The organism is Legionella tunisiensis, from assembly GCF_000308315.1.
GTDB classification, from domain to species: Bacteria; Pseudomonadota; Gammaproteobacteria; order Legionellales; family Legionellaceae; genus Tatlockia; species Tatlockia tunisiensis.
Genome location: NZ_CALJ01000149.1, coordinates 1 through 5,059, shown reverse-complemented (window position 1 = coordinate 5,059; position 5,059 = coordinate 1). Strand labels below are relative to the sequence as shown.

Here is a 5,059-nt window from a genome sequence, read left to right as displayed (position 1 = left end):
TACTCTTTTTCAGTGTAGTGACAGTTTCTTTTGTAAAACCAGATTCAGATATACTTCCTGTTAGTTTACTGCCATTAGTATCCGATTGCAGACTAGTCGGCAAACTCCTATACGTTTGACTAAATTGTCCTTTATAGTATTCTTTTGCGATAGCTTCGCGCTTCAACTTTATGGATTCCAATGCCTTGCTTCTTTCTGCATAAATTCGGCGTGACTCCAGCACAGAGGAAGGCGTATCAGTATGTTGACGCTCCTCCGCACGATCGTATCTTAGTCCCGACATTGTATGCTCTCGCCCCTTACTCATATCACGGCAAGACCCTTCTATTTTTCGTCCCTCTTCTAACTCCAGTAAATCTTCTCGAGTATATTGATAATAAGGATCCTGAGCATACTCTTTATCCAAACCTGTGCGTTTTTCTGTTATATAACATTGAGTAAACGCTTCAATGATCATTTCAGCATCGTCTTTTGTTAGAAATTTTGATAAACCTATCATGCTTGAATCATTATGAGTAGATAATTTATCGTATTTAACAAAATTTCTGATATGTTGCGCAAAAAGCTCTGGAGTAACCTCCGACTCAAAACGATAGTGGTTATGGTTATGAGCCGCTTCTTCAGCAGTTTGATGTTGCCGTCTTATATGTAATGAATTAGTACCTCGATAATACCCTACACATCCCATTTCCCGATGTGCATCGGCCGCCGTACCATATACCTCATTTCTCCATTGTTGAGAAGTATAATCATGCTCGAGCGGAGCAGCTATAAACCAGCCAATCGTCTCTCGACTTACTGATATAAATAAATTAACTTCGGTATATTTAACGCCAGTATAAGGCCCAAAAATATTACCGTAATGATCCACATCATCTAAGTAGTCCTGATAAGCTTGGGTTGGTGCAATATGAGGCCGACCATCAGGAGTTGGAACATCTATACGAAAAGGCATAATAATCTCACTATTTATGAAATAGCCTAAAGGACAAGAGTTGTGTTGGTGATTCCTTTACCCCCAGTTCCATCAGTGCGCATGACTCGCCGCTTAAGACTCATTTCCAGTTCATTTATAAGGAAGTGTTATTTTAATGAGTAAACCTTAATAAATTATTAATTAATGAACATTATTTTCATTTTTATTTCATAATGAGCTAAATAAACACTTAAAAAGTGCTGCAGTTTTAAGCATGAATACAAGTAAATAAAGGTAGTGGTAACGACATGGATCGTGCATACTATTGTCATTCTGATAAGTTATTTTGATTGGTGCCTGGATGAGAAAAACAAGGATATGTGCTCTTTTTACTTTATTAGCCTTATTTGGCCTATCAAGTATACTCAGTAGCTGTTCTTGGACTCAAAAAACCTATTACCACTGAGGAAGATTATGGCGGCGGCGGTTTAGGTGCCGGTAGCGGTGGACCAGGTGGCGTTGGTGGTGTCGGACGTTGATAATCAATCAGCTGCTAACAATCATTTTCAAACCAATTAGAATTGCCGATGTAGCAAATACACGTTGCAGCAAGGAGGTTTTTAAGGCATGCGCTAAGCGAACCCCCAATGGAGCACCGATCATACCAGCCAAAATAATTGCGATAAAAGCAGGCCAATGCAAGAAACCTATCGTTTGGGTATTAAGCGGCATCTGCGATGAACCACAATCCTTATAAGTCAAAGTCCCCATGATTGCAACGGGAAAGCCAATTAACGTCGACGTACCTACTGCATGTTGCATCTTAAATTTTAATCTACGCAAAAAAGGTACCATTAGAACACTACCGCGGAACCAGCAATACTTGCAATAAAGAACCAAGTCCGTCAGCAATAAAACAAATAACAACCCTCAAAGAGGGAGATGATTATTTTGTGATTTCAGATCAGAGCAAATGGCATGCTCTTGATCCAGATTATTTTGAAGCATTTATAAAAAAACGTGCGACACTTAATTTAATAATCAAATTAATCTTACAAGATAGTGAGCATGGCAGAACTTATCAAAAAACGCGGAGCAATACCGCCAAAAAATCAAATTTTTGCCTCAACCCATGGAGCTAACTATCAATATAGTTATCTACGATCAAAATGTACTACTTGTGTAAAAAGTAGAGCCCTTCTTGGCTATTTTGATTGAAAATCCCAATGTTGCAGCAATGAATAAAGTTTTATTCAATACGATTTGGGAATTGTTGTAAACGCATCTAATAAATGAGAGTGGAATTAGATTCCGCGTATAAAACGCGGACGTAGAAAATGTCTACCTACCATGATTTATGACGGCATCCAGTTGATCCTATATCAGAACATCTGGATTTTAAATCCATTCAGAGACGTTTGCCTTGCCTGATTGCAGGGAGCCATCTTGATATAACTGCCATATAAGCTTCATACTTTGCAATGCCACTGTCGCATCGGTTAAAGGTGTTTGGTTTGATTTTATACAAGTTAAGAAATGAAGCATTTCATTGTGATACATTTCACTCATATCTATCTCTTCTTTAAACAACAACTCTTCTTTGGTGTAGCCAGTATAGAATTGTTTTGTATCTTGTACACTACCCTTCGAATACATTGTAATCGTTGACTTATTAAAATCTGCTTCCAACATTCCCTTTGATCCATGAGCTTGCATTAAATAATCATTACGCGTGCCGCGCGCCCCCCAGGTACCAAAATAATAACCCAACGAATTATCAGAAAACTTTAAACAGACATTGGTTGTACCTTCTTTTTCCATCCAGGGAGTTTCTTTATTCGTACCCAGAAAAAACCTTCAACTGGTTGCCCCAAAAACCACATCAATAAATCGATATAATGGCAACCATGACTAAATAGCTGTCCACCACCTAATGTTTCTTGTTGATTATGCCAATGGTCCTGTGGAAACTCCGTATGCTGCTCGGTCCAAATGGACAATTGAAATAAGTCCCCACACTGTCGCTTGTCTAACAACGATTTAAATTGTTGTAGTAAGGGATGAAAACGCATACAGAGAGCAACCATCAGAATAAGATTCTTTCTACTACTGATAGCGATTAACTCTTCGCACTCAACTCGTGTGAGAGCCAAAGGTTTCTCCATCAACACATGCTTGCCTGCTTCCAAACAAAGTTTGCCATAATGATGATGTAAATGATTAGGTGCTGCAATTAAGACAGCATCTGTAGCTGCAATCACGTGTTCATCAAAAGATGTTGTCAGGATAGGATTAGCAAAATAACTTGCTATTTTCTTTGTATTCTCTAGATTAGAATCAACTAAGGCGGTTACTTCCAACCCCATTGTCTTAAGGGGTTCGCTGGAAAATCCTTTATAGAGATTTACAACATCGCCACAGCCAATAATACCGAGTCTTATCATTTGTCCCTATCTGTTGCATTCACTTATCCAATCTATTTATTACTGACAGAATTTGACAGCAAAGTCTTCTAAACTAGGTTAAACAAGCCGGTAAGGAAAAAATGGTCTCCGATTTTGTCATATTTATTGGACTTAAGCCATCTGTTAAAAATCGACTTTGGTATTTAATCCATCATGAATCTACTTGGCTGGTCACCTCTGCAACTCATGTTTCTCATTTATCAAGGAGAATTTTATGTCTGTTAAAGAACCGTATTTAATCCATGTGCAAAATTTCATTATTTCGGGATTATGTATAAGAACAAAGAATGATAATGAATTCGATCCTCAGAGCGCTAAATTACCCAAACTATGGGAACAATTTTATAATCAGGATATCGTCAAAAAATTTCAGCGAGAGCAAAGCGACTTACCCATTTTCGGAGTCTATTCGAATTATGATTCAGACTTTACAGGATTCTATACAGTTACAGCAGGAATAGAAATGAAGGGCAAACAGCGTCCACCCGAATTTAATTCAATTAGCATAGAGACGGGGAATTATCTCATCTTTGAAAATCGAGGGTCAATGCCTCAGGCAATCATCAAAATCTGGCAAGAAATATGGCAATATTTTTCATCAACAAGACCACTCAGAAGAACCTATATCACTGATTTTGAAATATACAAAAATCCTGAAGAGTGTGCTGTATATATAGGAGTTCACTAACAAATCATAGTAATAATTGATACGCTAACAGATGAACAGCCAGGTAGCCTGTTTACAAGCAACACAGGTTTTGTATCTACATTGCTTATCGGCGCATGCATATAGTATGTAAGCAGTCTTACGCTCTAAAATTATTGGTGGGGATATCCGTATTCGTTTTCTTAAAAATTAATTCCGTAAGTTGTCGGCCAAGCTCTTTGCGCAAATGCTCTTTCTCATCAAAATGATTAAATTGAATATTGATGAAAAGAGGTTGATAGATTTCATGCCTGTCACTCAAGGAAAAAGTACAAAGCCCGTTTATTTCTCGTAATCCTTGACAGAGATATGTGAGGCTAGGATTATCTTCTTCTAAAGAACGATTATCATACAAAGGATTACTAGCCAGGAAATCGAGCAATTGATTATAGTCATCACTATCTTTAATTTTCTCAAAGTTAGGAAAATTCTTGGTTAATTTCTCCTGTTCAAGCAAGAGATCACAATAAATTTTGTCAAATTGCTCAACAGTAGTAATCCCCGCTAATTTTAATTCTTCGCGAGTCAATTGAGTTAATGGGTTACCAGTGATGCGTAAAGCCAATTTTTGCGTGAACAGTGAACAGTGAACAGTGAACAGTGAACAGTGAACTGTCAGGATTATTGTTAAAAGTGTCTAATGCAGCATCTAAGACGGCCTCATTAAATAAGTCAACTGAGCCAAGTTGCTTAATCACCTCTTGCTTGATCAACATGCCACTCTTTTCGGCATCTTGCAGGATAATTAGTGCTACCTCTGGTGCAATATTATCCCATTGATACGCTCTCCCATCACGGCCTTCTTGGTAAGAATAGCTCGTGGCAGATAATTCAATCGATTGACGTAAAGTATGGTGATACTGATAGCGTGGAATATTGGATGCATTTAATGCACTAAAATTAACCCGTTTACTGCGCGCCATGGAAGGCTGAAGGCCGAGGAGCGGAGACCGCAATAGGCTGCGATTATTT

General features: G+C 38.1%; 8 protein-coding genes. 2 read left to right on the top strand and 6 right to left on the bottom strand.

Annotated elements, in window-relative coordinates; genetic code table 11:
- A partial coding sequence (locus BN58_RS09585) for a hypothetical protein (protein WP_019216628.1) occupies positions 1-955 on the bottom strand: 955 nt, incomplete at its 3' end.
- Positions 956-1,323: 368 nt separating this feature from the next.
- Here BN58_RS09585 and BN58_RS35990 point away from each other — a divergent pair.
- Positions 1,324-1,455 (top strand): hypothetical protein, encoded by a 132-nt coding sequence (locus BN58_RS35990; RefSeq protein WP_019216627.1) that lies wholly within the window; start codon positions 1,324-1,326, stop codon positions 1,453-1,455.
- A 7-nt stretch (positions 1,456-1,462) separates the two neighbouring features.
- Here BN58_RS35990 and BN58_RS09575 read toward each other — a convergent pair whose 3' ends face one another.
- The 3 genes from BN58_RS09575 to BN58_RS09560 all read right to left on the bottom strand — a co-directional run bounded on the left by BN58_RS09575 (position 1,463) and on the right by BN58_RS09560 (position 3,360).
- Entirely contained in the window at positions 1,463-1,771 is a 309-nt protein-coding gene (locus BN58_RS09575) for a sulfite exporter TauE/SafE family protein (protein ID WP_019216626.1), read from the bottom strand.
- A gap of 543 nt (positions 1,772-2,314) precedes the next feature.
- Positions 2,315-2,737: a hypothetical protein gene (locus BN58_RS09565; RefSeq protein ID WP_019216624.1), complete on the bottom strand. Its 423-nt coding sequence runs from the start codon at positions 2,735-2,737 to the stop codon at positions 2,315-2,317.
- Complete coding sequence (locus tag BN58_RS09560; RefSeq protein ID WP_019216623.1) at positions 2,704-3,360, bottom strand: Gfo/Idh/MocA family protein; 657 nt, start codon at positions 3,358-3,360, stop codon at positions 2,704-2,706. The genes BN58_RS09565 and BN58_RS09560 overlap by 34 nt, the downstream gene beginning before the upstream one ends.
- Before the next feature lie 235 nt (positions 3,361-3,595).
- Between BN58_RS09560 and BN58_RS09555 the strand changes: the two genes are divergently transcribed.
- The gene (locus BN58_RS09555; protein WP_019216622.1) at positions 3,596-4,069 is read left to right on the top strand and encodes a GyrI-like domain-containing protein; all 474 of its coding nucleotides are present in this window, start codon (positions 3,596-3,598) and stop codon (positions 4,067-4,069) included.
- 118 nt (positions 4,070-4,187) lie between these two features.
- Here the strand turns inward: BN58_RS09555 and BN58_RS28370 are convergent, their stop codons facing one another.
- Together BN58_RS28370 and BN58_RS23800 are read right to left on the bottom strand one after the other, a co-directional pair.
- Positions 4,188-4,652 (bottom strand): hypothetical protein, encoded by a 465-nt coding sequence (locus BN58_RS28370; protein WP_019216621.1) that lies wholly within the window; start codon positions 4,650-4,652, stop codon positions 4,188-4,190.
- On the bottom strand, positions 4,630-5,059 hold a 430-nt coding region (locus BN58_RS23800), incomplete at its 5' end, for a hypothetical protein (RefSeq protein WP_040916381.1). The genes BN58_RS28370 and BN58_RS23800, both read right to left, overlap by 23 nt.

Coding starts and splice junctions, on each gene's coding strand:
- BN58_RS09565 (WP_019216624.1), bottom strand. CDS start 2,737: ATGGAAAAAGAAGGTACAACCAATGTCTGTTTAAAGTTTTCTGATAAT.
- BN58_RS09560 (WP_019216623.1), bottom strand. CDS start 3,360: ATGATAAGACTCGGTATTATTGGCTGTGGCGATGTTGTAAATCTCTAT.
- BN58_RS09555 (WP_019216622.1), top strand. CDS start 3,596: ATGTCTGTTAAAGAACCGTATTTAATCCATGTGCAAAATTTCATTATT.
- BN58_RS09575 (WP_019216626.1), bottom strand. CDS start 1,771: ATGGTACCTTTTTTGCGTAGATTAAAATTTAAGATGCAACATGCAGTA.